This window comes from Streptomyces sp. NPDC002144 (assembly GCF_053593695.1).
On the sequence record NZ_JBSFDB010000025.1, the window covers coordinates 31664 to 46748 of the forward strand.

Consider the following 15085-nt stretch of genomic DNA (forward strand, 5'->3'; position numbering starts at 1 on the left):
GAATGTCCGGCCTAAGTTTGCACAGGTCCTTATAACGGTCCAATGGTCCACAATGCGGACCAAGGAGGAAGGAAGGAAGGGCCTCATGACAGCGACATCGGAGACCGCCGAGCCCGGCGCGGCCTTCCTCCAAGGCGTACGCGTCCTCGACGTGACCGGAGCCCTGGCCGGCCCTTACTGCACGACCATCCTTTCCGACCTCGGCGCGGACGTCCTCAAGATCGAACCGGTCACGGGTGACCGCATGCGCTCCCGCCGCATGGGCCCGGAGCGCAGAGCGATCCCCTTCGACCTGACCCACCGCGACAAGCAGAGCCTCGCGATCGACATGAAGTCACCCGCAGGAGCCGAGATCGTGCGGTCCCTTGCGCGGCGCAGCGACGTCCTGGTGGAGATCTTCCGCGCCGGCGCGATGGCGCGGCTCGGCCTGGGCTACGAGGACCTCCGGCCGCAGTGCCCCGACCTGGTCTACTGCTCGATCTCCGGCTTCGGACAGTTCGGGCCGATGCGCGACGCGAAGGGCATCGACCTGATCGCACAGGCCTACAGCGGGCTGATGTCCGTGACCGGGTCGGTCGACGGCCAACTGGCCAAGGCGGGGTTCCCCGTGTCCGACGTGGGCACCGGCATGTGGGGCGCTATCGGGGTGCTGGCCGCCCTGCTGCGCGCACGCGCCGGTGGCGGCGGCGCGTACGTCGACGTCGCGCTGGCGGACTCGGTGGCCGCCTGGTCGCTGTGGGAGATCGCCGACTACGTGGCAACCGGGGTGGAACCGGCGCCGCTGGGCACGGCACACCGACTGGCCGCCCCATATGAGGCGTTCACCTGCCAGGACGGCGCCACCCTCGTTCTCGGCGCGGTCGACCGGGCGTGGGAGGCGCTGTGCGCCGTCCTGGAGCTGGATCTGCGCGACGATCCGCGCTTCGCCACGGAGTACGAACGCTTCCTGCATCGTGCGCCCCTAGCGGAGATCATCCAGGAACGCTTCGCTACCGCGCCCCGGGATCACTGGATGGACGCGCTGCGGGCGGCCGGGGTCCCCTGCGGCCCGGTCAACGGCATCGGCGACATCCTCGCCGACGAGCAGTTCGCCGTACGCGGCCTGTTCGTGCACGACGAGGAGCGCTTCGCGGAGCCGACGATCGTGAACACTCCCATCGTCGCCGACGGGGCGCCACGCGCCCGTGGTCGCGCGCCCGAACTGGGCGCGGACTCGGCCGCGGTCCTCGCTGAGCTGGGATACGGCGACGAGCAGATCGCCGCGCTGGTCGAGGACGGTGTCGTCGGTGTGCACGATGCCGGCGACGCCGCGACCGGCGCCGCCCACGCGAAGACGGGAGCGGCCGCCCGCGCCCCCCTCGGTGCCAAGGCTCGGAAATGAACCAGGAGGGCCCTTTCATGATCACTGCGGCACATACCTCACCGGTGGCCTGGACGGACGGTCTCGGCCTTGCCCGGGTCCTGCACGGCAGCGGCCCCGTGGTCGCGCTGCGGCGGGACGGGGCGGTCAAGGCCCGCCTGGCCCTGGTGGACAAAGACGTCTTCGACGACCTGCCCGCGCTGTTGGAGGCGGCCGGGGGTGACCTGGCCGCCATCGAGGCAGGCGCCGTGATCGATGCGCCGGACCACCTGCTGCTGAGCCCGGTCGGACGTCCGGGCAAGGTCATCTGCATCGGCCAGAACTACCTCGCGCACGTCCACGAGGGCGGACGCGACACAGGCCCCGCTCACCCCGATCTCTTTCCCAAGTGGCACACCTCGCTGACGGCTCCCTTCGCCGACGTGGCACTGCCACCGGAATCGGACCAGATCGACTACGAAAGCGAACTCGCCGTGGTCATCGGTACCCGTGCACGCCGGGTCGCGGCCGAGGACGCGGAGAGCATCGTCTTCGGGTACACCGCGGCCAACGACGTCTCCGTCCGCGACTTCCAGTTCCACACGACGCAGCGGGTCGCCGGAAAGGCATGGGACGCTCTCACCCCCCTCGGGCCGGTCGTCGTGCCCGCCGCCCGACTCGGCGGCGTCCGGCCCGACCTCGCCGTCACCGGCACGCTCGACGGGGAGGTGCTGCAGGACGACCGCACCTCCCGACTCCTCTTCGGTGTACCGGAGTTGCTGGCCTACATCACCACCGTGATGACCCTGGAGCCGGGTGACCTGATCCTCACCGGTACTCCGGCGGGGGTGGGATTCGTGCGCGAGCCGAAGGTGCTCCTGCGCGAGGGGTCGGAGTTCGAAGTGCGGATCGAGGGGATCGGCGCGCTGCGCAACCACTTCGTTGCGGAGAAGACAGCATGACCGCGGTGACCGCCTCACCATGTGTCCGCACCGAGGTCCGGGACGCGGTCGGCACCGTGGAGATCAGCAATCCCACCCGGCACAACGCCCTGTCCGTGGCGATGATGGCCGAACTCGCCACCGCGCTGCGAGCCTTGGAGGAGGACCCGGAGGTACGTGTGGTCGTCCTCCGCGGTGCCGGCGAACGGGCCTTCGTCTCCGGTGCCGACATCAGCGAGTTCCCGGACCGGCAGGACGAGGCCGCACGGCAGGCGGCCGACGACGCGGCCACGACGCTGTTCACCCAACTGTCGGCGCTCCCGGTACCCGTCATCGCCCGCATCCACGGCTACTGCCTGGGTGCGGGCATGGCCCTCGCACTGGGCGCTGACCTCCGCTACGCGGACAGCCGGAGTGTCCTGGCCATCCCCGCCGCCCGCCTGGGCGTCGGTTACCCCTTGGCGCAGACCGCCGCACTCGTCCAGACGGTGGGACCGGCAGCCGCGAGCGACCTGCTGTTCACCGGACGTCGGCTCCCGGCTGCCGAGGCCCATGCCATGGGACTGGTCGACCGGGTCGTCGAACCCGACGAACTGGGCAGGGTCGTCGACGAACTCGCCGCCACCATCGCCGCGAACGCACCCCTGTCGGTCCGCGCCGCCAAGGCATCCGTGCGGGCCGTCCGGCGCCTGAGCGAAGGCGACGAAACGGCGGCCAGTGCCGCGAGGGACCTGGCCGCAGAGGCCATCGTCCGCTGCCGTACCTCAAACGACCTCCGCGAAGGCGCCCTCGCCTTCCTCGAGAAGCGGCCCGCGCGCTTCACCGGCCGCTGAATCCCACCGCACGATCGACGACGGGAGCACCCCGGCATGGGGACGTCATTGAAGGGCCGGACCATCGTGATGTCCGGCGGCAGCCGTGGCATCGGGCTCGCCATCCTCACCGCCGCGGCCCGTGAGGGTGCCAACGCGGTGTTCCTGGCCAAGACCGACACACCGGACCCGAGGCTGCCCGGGACCGTGCACACAGCGGTCGCCACGATCGAGGCCGCCGGCGGATCCGCCGTCGCGGTGGTCGGCGACGTCCGCGAGGAGGCCGACGTCGAGCGAGCGGTCGCCACCGCGGTCGACCGGTTCGGCGGAGTCGACATCTGCGTCAACAACGCCAGCGCCCTCGATGTGCGCGGCACCGACGAACTCCCTCTCAAGCGCTTCGACCTCATGCAGTCGATCAACAGCAGGGGCACGTTCCTGCTGACCCGAACCTGCCTGCCCTACCTCAAGCAGTCCGACCACGCCCACATCCTGACCCTGTCGCCACCGCTCAACCTCGCCCCGCGCTGGCTCGGCGCCCACCCTGGCTACACGCTGTCCAAGTACGGCATGACACTGCTCACCCTCGGCTGGGCCACCGAGTTCGCGGAGCACGGCATCGCCGCGAACTGCCTCTGGCCGCAGACCATGATCGCAACCGCCGCTGTCTCCAACGTCCTGGGCAGCGAGAGCGCTTCCCGGTCACGAAACCCCGAGATCATGGCGGACGCGGCCCTCGCCGTGCTCCACCGCGCGCCCCACGAACAGAGCGGCCAAACCCTCATCGACGCCAACGTCCTGACCGCGGCCGGACTCACGGATCTCACCGGGTACGGCGGCGGCCACGAACCGGAGTTCGACCTTTTCGTGGAATCACCACACGTGGGATGACCAGGCCCATTCACTCAGGCGTCGTCCAAGGCCGTGGCCCTTCCTTCTCGCAGCACGTCGGCGATGGTGGTGCGGGCAAGTTCCGCCAGCAAGGCACGGCGTGCTCGTCGGTCCAGAGCGAGGAGACTGTCCTGCACGCGCTTGCCGGCGCCGCAATCAGGCTGCGGCGCGTGCATGCCGAGGACGGGGTCCTCGCCGTTGAGGGCGATCCAGACCGTGGCCAGGTCGATCTCCTCGGCGTCGCGCTCGAGCATCCAGCCACCGCGTGGACCTGGGTGGGAACGGACCAGTCCGGCGGCGCGCAGTTGACCGAGGATGCGCCGCGCGTGTGCGGCGTTGGTCGCGGGGCTGAAGGCGAGGGACTGCGAGTCCCGCCATTCACCGGGCAGGGCCGCCAGCAGGGTGAGCAGGTGGACGCCGACCGCGAACTGGGTGTTCGTGGGCTGTGCCATGACTTCATGGTACGACCCACCGCACGAATCGTATCTAGCGCTGTTACAGTTCTATTTGTAAGCGTCGCAGTTTCGAATTGGCCGGCGTTTCGGCCGGCGCTGTGCGTGACAGACGCACTCACCGAGGGAGATCACCCATGGCAGTCATCACCGTCATCGGCGCCACCGGCTACGCCGGCGGCCACATCACCGACGAGGCTCTGCGCCGCGGCCACGAGGTCATCGCGGTCAACCGCACCGGCTCCGCCGAGGTCCGCCCCGGTCTCACCCCGGTCGCCGGGTCCATCGAGGACGAGGCGCTGGTGCGCGACCTTGCGGCCAAGAGCGACGTCCTGGCCGTCGCGGTACACGGCAGCGTGGACGGCGAGCCGTTCCTGCTCCCGCTCGTCCCGTCGCTCCTCAAAGCGGCAGCCGACGGTGGCGCTCGGCTCGGCGTTGTGGGCGGCGCGGGCAGTCTGCACGTGGCGGAAGGCGGACCGCGCCTGATCGACGTGGCGGGTGATCTGCCCCCGGCTGTCAAGATCGAGGCAGGTCACCTCGCGCAGGCTCTGGATGCGCTGCTGGCCGCCGACACCGAGGCGGACTGGTTCTTCCTCAGCCCCTCCGCGGAGTACGGCGCCCACGCCCCTGGCGAACGCACCGGTGTCTTCCGCCTCGGCGGTGATGTGCTGCTCTCCGACGCCGCCGGAAAGTCCGCGATCTCCGGCGCCGACTACGCCATCGCCTTCGTCGACGAAATAGACAAGCCGGCCCACCACCAGGCACGGTTCACCGTCGGTTACTGAGGCGGACGGTTCGTCTCAGGTGTTCCGGGCCTGCCATGCGCGGACGTATGCGCGGCCGTAGTCGTTTCCGTGCGGGGTGCGCAGCACGGTGTGGATGTGGAACGGCTTCGGGGTGCCGTAGTCGAGGAAGACGCCGCAGTGGTGGTCGAGTTCGGCGATGAGCACCGGTGACTGGAGCCGGTAGTAGAAGACGTCGCCGACCTCGTGTCCGCCGATCCAGCTGAACCAGGTCTGGTCGAGGTGGTCGCGTATCTCGCGCATCCGGCCCGCGCGCGGGCCGGTGGGCAGCAGGGACACGAACGATGCGGCGATCCTCAAGAGGACCTCACGGGCCTGCTCGGGCATGTCTCCGGCCCGGAGGCCCTCAAGAGGGATCGTCCGGTTGTCCTGGAAGGCGCCGGCGAGGTGGCGTTCGTCGCCGGGGTGAATGCGGTCAGGCGGCATGGCGGGGTCGACCATGTGCTCGTACACGGTCGCGGCCGCGCGCTGTTTCAGCGGCAGCGCGGCCATCAGGTCCGTGCCGAGCCGGATCCGGTCGGTCAGGGCCAGCGTGCCGGCGCGGGGGCCGTCGTCGATCTCGTTGGGTTCCGCTCCCAGAAAGACGGGGCTGACGACCATGCGGCCCTCGACGACGAGGCAGTTGACGGCGCAGTGGTGTCCGAACAGCTGCCAGCCCCACGGAGCGGTGGGGTCGGGGTCGCCGTAGAGCGCGACGTTGTAGCTGAACTCGTTGAGGATGGTCTCCAGGCCCACGACCTCGCCGAGGAAGCCGTTGATCAGCATCATGTCGTGCACCAGGCGGAAGCCCTCGGGGCTGAGTGACGCCTCGACCAGGGCGAGGGCCTTCTTCCGGACCTCGGGGGGCTGGAACTCCAGGCGGATGCCGGTGTCGATCTGCAGGAACTCCGGGTTGGCCCAGGTCTGCCACTCCACAGCGTCCACCGGGTGGAGCAGCTTGGCGCGGCCGTCGTCGTCCAGTGCCGTCAGCAGGTCCCGCGCGGCGGCGACCATGTCGCCGACGGGTGCCTCCTCACCCTTGCGGACGGGCTCCCAGGCGTGCACCTGGGGTCGCAGTGTGCCGTCCTCGGTCACCCCGCGGAACTCGGCGAACTGCAGGGGCTTCCAGCCGCGGATCAGCCCACCGGTGAACGGGTCAGCCTTGGCCGCCTCGCGGTATTGGTAGGCGTCAAGGCCCCTGATCGAGGACAGGCGCGGCGAGTCCGACGGGAAGAGGTACTTGCGGTACTCGCCTGATGGCATCACGACTCCTGCGTGCTGTGCGTTCAGTCGGTGTGGTTGTGGCGCACGACGGCCGCTCGAACCGCGTCCTCGTCCCCGGAGGCGATGGCATCCACCAGTTCGATGTGGATCCGCAGCCGCCTGGCCCGGTAGGCGTCGGTGTCCCCGTCGGCAGTACGAGCGGTGGAGGACGTCAAGTGCCCGAGCGTGCCGACGTAGACCGCGCGGGCCATCGTGTTCGGGCACAGCTGTGCGATGCGTTCGTGCAGCGCCCAGTTGGCACGCAGGAAGGCGTCCCAGTCCGGCGCGGCGGCCATGTCGTCCAGACAGGACCGCAGTGGCGGGATGTCGGCCTCACCGGCGCACCGGGCGGCACCGACCGCGATGAGCTCCTCGAGACGGTCGCGCAACTCGATGGCGTCCGCGACCGTGCCCGGCTCCCCCGCGACGCTGAGCAGTGTGTGCCGCAACCGGACCACCGGGCTCTGGTCAGCGACGAACAGGCCGCCGCCGCGACCGGGCCGGATCTCCAGCACCCCCCTGTCACGCAGGAGCCGGATGGCCTCGCTGACCGTGGCACGCGCCAGCCCGGACTCCCGCCGGATCTCCTCGATGGTGCCGATGACGGAACCGGGACTCAGTTCACGGATCCGGCCTTCAAGTGCGGCGGCGAGTTGCTCGGCCCGCGTGCCCCCGGGAGCGCTCAGCCCGGCCAGCAGGGCGCGTTTCTCGATTGCCATGGCGTCATTAGATCATAAGGTTATAACCTTTAGAAGGGTGCGGCGACTGTGCCGTCTCCTTTCGAGCCGGGGAGTGCGGATGCAGATCGTGGGAGTGGCGTACGGCGACGAGGTGCGGGTGGCCGATCTGTCGCCCGACGGCAAGAGGCTCACCCTGGTGGCCGGGCTGCAGGAGTTCTGGGCCGATGCCGAAGGCTGCCTGGCCCGCCCCGACGGCGAGACCCTGCCCATCGGTCAGGCGAACCTGGTACCGCCGGTGCTGCCGGACGCGCAGATGCTCTGCGTGGGGCTGAACTACCTCGACCACGTCGCCGAAGGGTCCTTCAAGGACCAGGAACTGCCCGAGTACCCCACGCTGTTCGCGCGGTGGACGCGGTCGCTGACGGTCGGCGGGGCCGAGATCCCCGTACCCGCCACCGAGGACGGCCTGGACTGGGAGGGCGAGGTCGTGGCCTGGGTGGGCCGCACACTGGTGGACGCCGATCCCGTCGAGGCCCTCGACGCGGTGGTCGGCTACTCGACGTTCAACGACGTCACCGCGCGGCGGGCGCAGAAACTCACCTCGCAGTGGATCCTCGGGAAGAATGCCGACCGCTCCGGCCCACTGGGCCCCATGGTGCCTGCCGCCGAGGTGGGTGACCTGCGGGACGGACTGCGCTTGCGGACACGGGTCAACGGCCGAACTGTGCAGGACGCCTCCACCGACCAGATGGTCCACCGCGTGGGCGAGACGCTGTCCCACATCTCCCGCACCCTCACCCTGCGCCCGGGCGACCTGCTGGCCACCGGCACTCCCTCCGGCGTCGGCTACGCCCGCACGCCGCCCTGGCTGCTGGGACCCGGCGATGTGGTCGAGGTCGAGGTCGAACGCCTCGGGACCCTGCGCAACACGATCGTAGGCCCGGAGCACCGCCGGAATCCCTCTTCCAGGGCGGTTGCCGACGAGGGCGCGGGGGCCTTGCCAGGCCACAAGGGGACGGGCTGACCGCAGAGCGACGGGCGTTTCGCAACTGGATGCGGATGCAGGCGGCGGACCCGCGATAGGCATGCTCAGCGGGGTTCAGGCAAAGGTACGCACAACGTGCCGGACCTGCGCCACAGTGTCGCCGTACGCCCCGAAGTGCGCCAGCACACTGAGGTGTTCACGCAGGTGCAACAGCGGCATGCGCTCCCGCCAGCCGTCGGCCGGCGGGGAGAACTCCTCGTATGCACGGAAGAAGCGGTCCGGCGGAGGATCGCAGCTATAGACCATGCTCAGGTCCGACTCGGCCCACATCCAGCACACCGCCGGATCGATGAACACCGGTTCGCCGGCCGCGCTCGCAACGACGTTGCCGCGCCACAGGTCGCCGTGGTTGAGCACGCTCGGGGCCTCGGGGACGAGGTGGGGAAGGCGCTCGCAGATGCGCTCCAGTCCCGCCAGGTCGGACGGTTCGAGGGCGCCACGGACCTTGGGCTCGCGCAGATAGCGGCGGATCCTGCGCTCGGCGAAGAATTCGTGCCCGTCCTCTGTGGGGTCGTTCTCCTGCCGCAACAGGCCCAGCCATCCGTCGCTCTCCCAGCCGAACCCCTCTCCGCGCACCGCATGGAGTCCGGCGAAAGCCCGGCCGGCCGCCTCCCAGAACTCATCGGTGTCGGGCCGTGGCCGCAGCGCCTCCATGAGGAGGTGATGCGCGCTCACCTCGAATACCCGGGGTGTCCGCACCCCCGCCCGCTCACGGAGCGCTTCCAACCCCTCCGCCTCCCGCGGGAACAAGTCGGCCGGCGCGTCAAGGGCGCCTTTGAGGACGTACGGCGTTCCGTCGGCGAGCGTCAGACGCCAGACGTCGTTGACCGCGCCGCCCGACAGAGTCTCTGCCTCGACCACGCTCGGGACGACCGCGCTCGGCAGGCTCTTCCAACGCGCGTTCACGAAGCCAGTTTCCACAGGGCGTCCAGAGGATGCACTGTCCGTCCTGAACGGGCCACGAAAAGGCCAGGTCGGTCCATTCTTCGGAGAGCACGTGCGGTGGGTGATCGCCGCGTCCCGTCGTCAGCTGTGCTTCGAAGGAAGGTCCAGCGTTGTCGGGGAGGCTGTGGGATCGATGGCGCGGACGATGCGCCGGCCAATGTTCTCGAGCTGTCTGACCTGCGCCTTGGTCAACGGGTCGAACACCAGTCGGCGTACTTCCGCGACGTGGCCGGGAGCGGCACTGACGATCTTCTCGTATCCCGCGTCGGTCAGGGTGGCCAGGGTGTAGCGCCCGTCGGCCGGATCCGGCCGGCGGTGCGCGTATCCCTTGCGTTCGAGGCGGGTCACGACTTGGGAGAGGCGCGAGAGCGAACCCTCGGCGAAAGCGGCGAGGTCACTCATGCGCAGTTCCCGCTCCGGCGACTCCGACAGCGCCGCCATCACCCCGTACTCGAAGTGCGTCAGCCCTTCCTCGCGCAGCTGCGCGTCGAGCGCCTGCTCCAGACGCCGCATGACGCCCACCAGCGCGAGCCAGGCATGACGCTCCTCCTCGTCGAGCCAGCAGGGTACCTCGTCAGCAGGGCTGTTCGTCATGCGCTCCAATCTACCGAGGCTTCACGCTTGAAGTTAATCCACCCAGCCTTCACTTGAACCTTGAAGTCATTGACGCTACGTTCTGACTTAAACCTTGAAGTGACTGCCCGGGGTTCCGAGCAGCATCGCAACCTTCAGGAGTCACTGTGAAACTGCTCGTGCTGGGCACCACCGGCGCGACCGGACGTCTCGTGGTCGACCAGGCATTGACCGCAGGCCACACCGTGCGGACCCTCGTGCGCTCACCCGAGAAGCTGGACGCGCGGCCTGGCCTTGACGTCGTTGCAGGGCAGGCCACCGACGCCGGCGATGTCACGCAGGCCATGACAGGCGTCGCCGCAGTGATCAGCACACTCGGCGCGACCGGCGGATCGGTCATCACCGACGCCACGCGCGCCGTCATCTCCGGCGCCGCCACCACCGGCGTCAGCCGGTTCGTCGAGTTGTCCTCCTTCGCGGTGCTGCGCGAGCGTCTGAGCGCGCCCGCCAAACTCATGTCCAGCACAGCCATGGGTGCCATGGTCAAGGACAAGGCGGCCGCCGAGGAGGCACTGCGCGCCAGCGACCTCGACTACACCCTCGTCCACGCCGTCCGCCTGACCAATGGCCCCGCCACCGGCGCCGTCAAACTGCTGCCTGAATCAGCCACCTTGCGCATGGGCGACACCATCAGCCGCGCGGACGTCGCCGCCTGGCTGCTCACCGCCGCCACCGACGGCACTGCCGGACGCCGTTCCGTCGTCATCGCCGGCTGACCTGGCCCACTCCCCCGGCCCAGCCCCTGCCCCCGCTCGATACCCTTTCTGGAGAACTCCTTGAGCCAGCAACTCGCCACCCGTCCGGCCCGCCCCAGCGGCCTCCTCGTCACCGGCGGCCTGATCGGCACCGCGGTCGTCGCCGTCGCTCTCAACGCCGTCGTCGCCGCGACGGCCCACGCCGCGGGCGCCTCGCACGATTTCCAGCCCCTCCAGCTGTCCGCCTACGCGCCCCTCACCGTGTTCGGTGTCCTGATCGGCGCTGCCGCCTGGGCGGTCGTGCGCGCCCGTTCGGCGCGCCCCGCGCGTCTGCTGCGCACCCTCGTGCCCGTCGTCGTGCTTCTCAGTCTGATCCCGGACATCATGGTCGGTGTCTCCGGCAGCCGGGCCGGCACCAGTTGGGGTGCCGTCGTCGCCTTGATGGTCATGCACGTCGTGGTCGCCGCCGTCGCCGTCCCGGCGTTCCACCGACTTCTTCCGCTTCCTGCCGCGCAGGACTAACCCCTTGCGCCCCGAAAGGGCGCAAGCTCTCACTCGGTCGTACGGCAGCCAGCAGACACCGTACGACCGTGGCCCGTGCGCCGTGTCTCGACAACGGTGCGCGGGCCCATCCCCGATCGGCCCCTCACCTCTCGCCCCGGTCCTGGCCGGTGGCCCCGGCCAGGGTCTCGGAGGGCGCTACGCCGAAGCGACTGCGGTAGGCGGCGGAGAAACGGCTGAGGTGGGTGAAGCCCCACCGCCCGGCCGCCTCGGTGACTCCGGTGGCGCCCGTGAGGAGGTCGGTGTGGACACGGTCCAAACGGACGTTGCGCAGATACGTCATCGGCGTCACGCCGAGGTGCTCCCTGAAGCCTTCCTGGAGGCGGCGGGCGCTCACGCCTGCCGCCTGGGCCAGCTGCCCGAGAGTGAAGGGTGTTTCGGGGTGGGCGTCGACGAGGTCGACAGCCTTTCGTACGGTCCGTGGGTAGGCCGGAGGCCGGGGACGCAGCAGCTCGTCCGTGTAGTTGTGCGTCTGGGCCAGCAACAGGCCGCTGACGAGGAGGCGTTCCAAGTGGTGCTGGACTGCGGGCTGCCCTATGAGCCCGTCAGTGCTGTCGGACTCGGTCAGCAGCAGGTCCAACGTGTTGCGCCAGCTGCGGCCGGGCGCGGAGGTGAGGTCGAAGCCGAACGCGAAGTCCAACGGAGCCTGGAGGGGGCGGCCAAGGAGGGCCTGGAGTTCGGCCTCGACGAGTCTCCGGTCGATCTTGATCCCCAGATGGCGCGCACCGTCACCGCAACTCATCAGCCTGTGCTGACGTGTCGGCGGGAAGACCATGGCGTCGCCGGCGGTGGCTACCAACTCCTGGCGTCCCGTTGTCGCTTCGATGGCACCTCGCAGCACGACGTTGACGTGGTAGTGCGAGGGCGTACGCCCGGGATCGACCCGTGTGCGCTGGCCGTAGGTCATCAGGCCGAGGGTGATGTGCTCGGTGCGCGCGCCACGCAGCTCGCCGCCGGGGCCGTCGGCGCCCGAGAGCGGGATGACGTCCGCCGGGTAGAACAGCTCGTTGAGGCGTTCGCGGAAGTCGTCGAAGCCTGAATCACGGCACAGCACGTGGCTCGCCAAAGGTGCGCGGCCCATGCCGCCATTGTCCTCCCCGCCCAGCCCCCGCAACAAGGGGTGATCCACGGTGCCCCTCCTACGCCGTGTCACCGGCCGGCCGTATCGCGCCGCGTGATTCGGCTGCCGGTCGCGCTCCGCGGATATCGCCTCGGCCGACGCCTCCCTAGCGTTTCTCCCTGAACGCCCGCGCCAGCACTGGAGGTAGGTCAGTCATGCCCGGCACCGACGAGGCGGTGCAGGCCATCACGGCCGCCGCCGTGGACAGTTTCCGTGACACGCCGGACCCGCGGCTGCGTGAACTGCTCCAAGGGCTCGTCCGCCATCTGCACGGCTACGTCCGCGAGTTGCGCCCGACGATCCCGGAGTGGGAGTACGCCGTGGACTACCTCACCGCCGTCGGGCAGAAATGTGACCCCACCCGCCAGGAGTTCATCCTGCTCTCCGACGTGCTGGGTGTCTCCATGCTGGTGGAGACCCTGAACGAGCAGGGCGGCGGCACCGAGAGCACGGTCCTGGGGCCCTTCCACATGGTGGAGTCCCCCCAGCGCGGAAGCGGGGACAGCATCGATCTGCTGGGCGGCGACAAACCCTGTGTCGTGTCGCTGCGGGTCACATCGGCGGACGGCACCCCTCTGAACGGCGCGAGCGTCGACGTGTGGCAATGCACCGAGGACGGTTTCTACGACGTGCAGCAGCCCGACGTACAGCCGCCGGGCAACGGACGCGGCCTCTTCCCTACCGACGACGAAGGCCGGGTGTGGTTCCGTACCGTGGTGCCGAGCCACTACCCCATTCCGACCGACGGTCCGGTAGGAGTGCTGCTCGACGCCACCGAGCGGCACCCGTACCGGCCGGCCCACATCCATTTCATCGTCGAGGCCGACGGACACCGGCCGCTGACGACGCACATCTTCGTCGCCGACGGCCCCTATCTGGACTCGGACGCCGTCTTCGCCGTCAAGGAGAGCCTCGTCGTCGACTTCGCGCAGGTCGACGACGAGGACAAGGCCCGTCAGTACCGGGTCACCGCTCCGTTCCGGCTGGCCGAGATCGACATCGCCATCGAGCCCGAGACGCCGAAGGACGCTCGGTGACCATCCCGCCCGCCTTCGCCTACCAGGCTCTCCCGATGCGGGTGGTGATGGGCATCGACGCCCTCGACCGGCTCGCGGACGAGATCGACCACGCCGGACTCGAGCGGGTCATGGTGCTGTGCTCGCCCGGCCGGCGGGAACTCGCCGAAACCGTCGCCGCCCTCCTCGGCAGCAGAGCGGTGGCCCTGCACCCCCACGCCCGGATGCACGTGCCCACGGAGTCGGCGGCCGAGGCCCAACGGCGCGCGAAGGAGGTGAACGCGGACGGCTGCGTCGCCGTCGGCGGTGGCTCGGCGATCGGCCTCGGGAAAATCGTCGCCCTGAAGTACGGCCTACCGGTCATCGCCGTACCGACGACCTACTCCGGGTCCGAGATGACCCCGGTATGGGGCCTCACCGAGAACGGCGTCAAACGCACCGGCAGGGACCCGCGCGTCCTGCCCGTGTCGGTGCTGTACGACCCCGCGCTCACCCTCGCCCTGCCGACGGCCGTCTCGGCGACCAGCGGCATGAACGCGATCGCGCACGCGGTGGAGGCCCTGTACGCCCCGGACGCCTCCCCCGTCATCGACCTGATGGCCGAGGAAGGCGTACGTGCGCTGGCCGCCGCGCTCCCCGACGTCGTCGCCGACGGCACCGACCTCGACGCCCGCGCCCGTGCCCAGTACGGCGCGTGGCTGTGCGGCGCCTGCCTCGGGGCCACCACCATGTCCCTGCACCACAAGCTCTGCCACGCCCTCGGCGGCACCCTCGACCTACCGCACGCCCCCACCCACACCGTCGTACTCCCCCATGCCCTGGCCTACAACCAGGAAGCGGCGCCCAAAGCGGTGACCGCACTCGGGCGCGCCCTCGGCACCACGGCCGACCCCGCCACGCACCTGTGGGACCTCACCGGCCGACTGGGCGCACCGCGATCCCTGCGGGAACTCGGCATGGCCGAGGCCGACATCGACCGCATCGTCCAGGCCGCGCTGTCCAACCCCTACACCAACCCCCGCGCGGTCACCGCGGAAGGGCTCGGCCGACTCCTCCACGCCGCCTGGTCCGGACGGCCCCCCGCGTCCTGAGGGCACGTTAGCCAGGCGTCGGACGCCGCCGGAGCGCCGACGTGGTCCTGTACGCCTGGCCTGAAAACGAGTTGGACGACGCCCCACCGGCTGTGGGCTGCCGAACACCGACACATCCTCGACACCTTCGGACGCCGAGGTTGCCCAGCTCACTCTCGGTTCGCCCACACGTCTCGAAAGGGTAGAGATCTGCGGCCCGGATTACGTCAGCCTCGACTGGTCGTCGAGCCGGTGCCAGGAGCGGGAGTGGTAGACGAGCGGGGCCGCCACCGGTTCGGCGGCCTCCTCCGGTACGGACGCCGACACCGCGTGGACGACGAAGATCGAGGCCTCACCCGCCTCGATACGCGAGACCACCTTTCCTCGCACCCACGCGGGGGCTGCCGTGAAGACCGGTTCGCCCGTGGCCAGCCGCGTCCACGCGCTCGTATCGGCGAAGCGGTCGACCCCGCTGGTGGCCCCGAGTCGCGCGAGCCAGAGCTGGTCGCTGCCCACCATGTGGATAACGGTGCTGTCGGCCTGCTGCAGGACCGAGCTGCTGGAGGCCCTCGAGGAGACGGAGAAGACGATCAGCGGTGGTTCGGCGCTGACGGAGGCCAGCGAGCTGACCGTGATCGCGACCGGCCGGCCGCCCGGGTCGGCGGTCACCACGGCGACGCCGGAGGGGTGCATACGGAACGCTGACCTGAAGGTCTCGGCCGGCAGGGACTGCGCCCGTTCCGCCGCGGTCAGGTGGATCGGGGGGTGAGCGGGCGGAGGCATGACGACTGCCGTCATGGTGGAGGTTCCTTTCGACGTGTCGAGTCGCGCCGTGGTGGC

17 protein-coding genes are annotated in these 15085 nt (G+C 69.9%); 10 read left to right on the forward strand and 7 right to left on the reverse strand.

Annotated elements, in window-relative coordinates; all coding sequences use genetic code 11:
* The first annotated feature begins 85 nt into the window (after nt 1–85).
* Genes ACWCQ1_RS31965 through ACWCQ1_RS31980 form a run of 4 tightly spaced genes read left to right on the forward strand, consistent with a single transcriptional unit; the run spans nt 86 to nt 3983 of the window.
* Entirely contained in the window at nt 86–1381 is a 1296-nt protein-coding gene (locus ACWCQ1_RS31965) for a CaiB/BaiF CoA transferase family protein (protein ID WP_451027944.1), read from the forward strand.
* A gap of 17 nt (nt 1382–1398) precedes the next feature.
* Nucleotides 1399–2301, forward strand: coding sequence for a fumarylacetoacetate hydrolase family protein (locus ACWCQ1_RS31970; protein ID WP_358604707.1), 903 nt, complete (start codon nt 1399–1401; stop codon nt 2299–2301).
* Entirely contained in the window at nt 2298–3113 is an 816-nt protein-coding gene (locus tag ACWCQ1_RS31975) for an enoyl-CoA hydratase-related protein (protein ID WP_358604704.1), read from the forward strand. The genes ACWCQ1_RS31970 and ACWCQ1_RS31975 overlap by 4 nt, the downstream gene beginning before the upstream one ends.
* Nucleotides 3114–3149: 36 nt before the next feature.
* Complete coding sequence (locus ACWCQ1_RS31980) at nt 3150–3983, forward strand: SDR family oxidoreductase (protein WP_451027945.1); 834 nt, start codon at nt 3150–3152, stop codon at nt 3981–3983.
* A 14-nt stretch (nt 3984–3997) separates the two neighbouring features.
* Here the strand turns inward: ACWCQ1_RS31980 and ACWCQ1_RS31985 are convergent, their stop codons facing one another.
* Entirely contained in the window at nt 3998–4435 is a 438-nt protein-coding gene (locus tag ACWCQ1_RS31985) for an Rrf2 family transcriptional regulator (protein ID WP_358604699.1), read from the reverse strand.
* Nucleotides 4436–4572: 137 nt separating this feature from the next.
* Here ACWCQ1_RS31985 and ACWCQ1_RS31990 point away from each other — a divergent pair, with 137 nt between their 5' ends.
* A complete protein-coding gene (locus tag ACWCQ1_RS31990) occupies nt 4573–5220 on the forward strand; it encodes an NAD(P)-dependent oxidoreductase (protein WP_358604697.1) in 648 nt (215 codons plus the stop codon).
* A gap of 15 nt (nt 5221–5235) precedes the next feature.
* On the opposite strand, the gene ACWCQ1_RS31995 is transcribed toward ACWCQ1_RS31990, so the two are convergent.
* Both ACWCQ1_RS31995 and ACWCQ1_RS32000 read right to left on the reverse strand, forming a co-directional pair.
* Nucleotides 5236–6480, reverse strand: a complete 1245-nt coding sequence (locus ACWCQ1_RS31995; protein ID WP_451027946.1) for a DUF3500 domain-containing protein — start codon at nt 6478–6480, stop codon at nt 5236–5238.
* Between the two features lie 23 nt (nt 6481–6503).
* On the reverse strand, nt 6504–7199 hold the full coding sequence (locus ACWCQ1_RS32000) for a FadR/GntR family transcriptional regulator (protein WP_358604693.1): 696 nt from the start codon (nt 7197–7199) through the stop codon (nt 6504–6506).
* Between the two features lie 79 nt (nt 7200–7278).
* Between ACWCQ1_RS32000 and ACWCQ1_RS32005 the strand changes: the two genes are divergently transcribed.
* Nucleotides 7279–8184 carry a fumarylacetoacetate hydrolase family protein gene (locus ACWCQ1_RS32005; protein WP_451027947.1) on the forward strand — a complete coding sequence of 302 codons (906 nt, stop codon included), beginning with the start codon at nt 7279–7281 and terminating at the stop codon, nt 8182–8184.
* Nucleotides 8185–8259: 75 nt separating this feature from the next.
* Here ACWCQ1_RS32005 and ACWCQ1_RS32010 read toward each other — a convergent pair whose 3' ends face one another.
* Together ACWCQ1_RS32010 and ACWCQ1_RS32015 are read right to left on the reverse strand one after the other, a co-directional pair.
* Nucleotides 8260–9111: a fructosamine kinase family protein gene (locus ACWCQ1_RS32010; protein ID WP_358604687.1), complete on the reverse strand. Its 852-nt coding sequence runs from the start codon at nt 9109–9111 to the stop codon at nt 8260–8262.
* A 120-nt stretch (nt 9112–9231) separates the two neighbouring features.
* Nucleotides 9232–9744 (reverse strand): MarR family winged helix-turn-helix transcriptional regulator, encoded by a 513-nt coding sequence (locus ACWCQ1_RS32015; protein ID WP_451027948.1) that lies wholly within the window; start codon nt 9742–9744, stop codon nt 9232–9234.
* A 146-nt stretch (nt 9745–9890) separates the two neighbouring features.
* Between ACWCQ1_RS32015 and ACWCQ1_RS32020 the strand changes: the two genes are divergently transcribed.
* A complete protein-coding gene (locus ACWCQ1_RS32020; protein WP_451027949.1) occupies nt 9891–10499 on the forward strand; it encodes an NAD(P)-dependent oxidoreductase in 609 nt (202 codons plus the stop codon).
* Nucleotides 10500–10559: 60 nt separating this feature from the next.
* Nucleotides 10560–11000: a DUF6069 family protein gene (locus ACWCQ1_RS32025; protein WP_133047766.1), complete on the forward strand. Its 441-nt coding sequence runs from the start codon at nt 10560–10562 to the stop codon at nt 10998–11000.
* 124 nt (nt 11001–11124) lie between these two features.
* Here the strand turns inward: ACWCQ1_RS32025 and ACWCQ1_RS32030 are convergent, their stop codons facing one another.
* The gene (locus tag ACWCQ1_RS32030) at nt 11125–12168 is read right to left on the reverse strand and encodes an AraC family transcriptional regulator (protein WP_451027950.1); all 1044 of its coding nucleotides are present in this window, start codon (nt 12166–12168) and stop codon (nt 11125–11127) included.
* 146 nt (nt 12169–12314) lie between these two features.
* On the opposite strand from ACWCQ1_RS32030, the gene ACWCQ1_RS32035 reads away from it, so the two are divergent.
* Nucleotides 12315–13196, forward strand: coding sequence for a dioxygenase family protein (locus ACWCQ1_RS32035; RefSeq protein WP_451027951.1), 882 nt, complete (start codon nt 12315–12317; stop codon nt 13194–13196).
* On the forward strand, nt 13193–14266 hold the full coding sequence (locus ACWCQ1_RS32040; RefSeq protein ID WP_451027952.1) for a maleylacetate reductase: 1074 nt from the start codon (nt 13193–13195) through the stop codon (nt 14264–14266). Before ACWCQ1_RS32035 ends, ACWCQ1_RS32040 begins: the two co-directional genes overlap by 4 nt.
* Nucleotides 14267–14467: 201 nt before the next feature.
* Here the strand turns inward: ACWCQ1_RS32040 and ACWCQ1_RS32045 are convergent, their stop codons facing one another.
* Nucleotides 14468–15043 (reverse strand): flavin reductase family protein, encoded by a 576-nt coding sequence (locus ACWCQ1_RS32045; RefSeq protein WP_358604672.1) that lies wholly within the window; start codon nt 15041–15043, stop codon nt 14468–14470.
* Between the last annotated feature and the right edge of the window lie 42 nt (nt 15044–15085).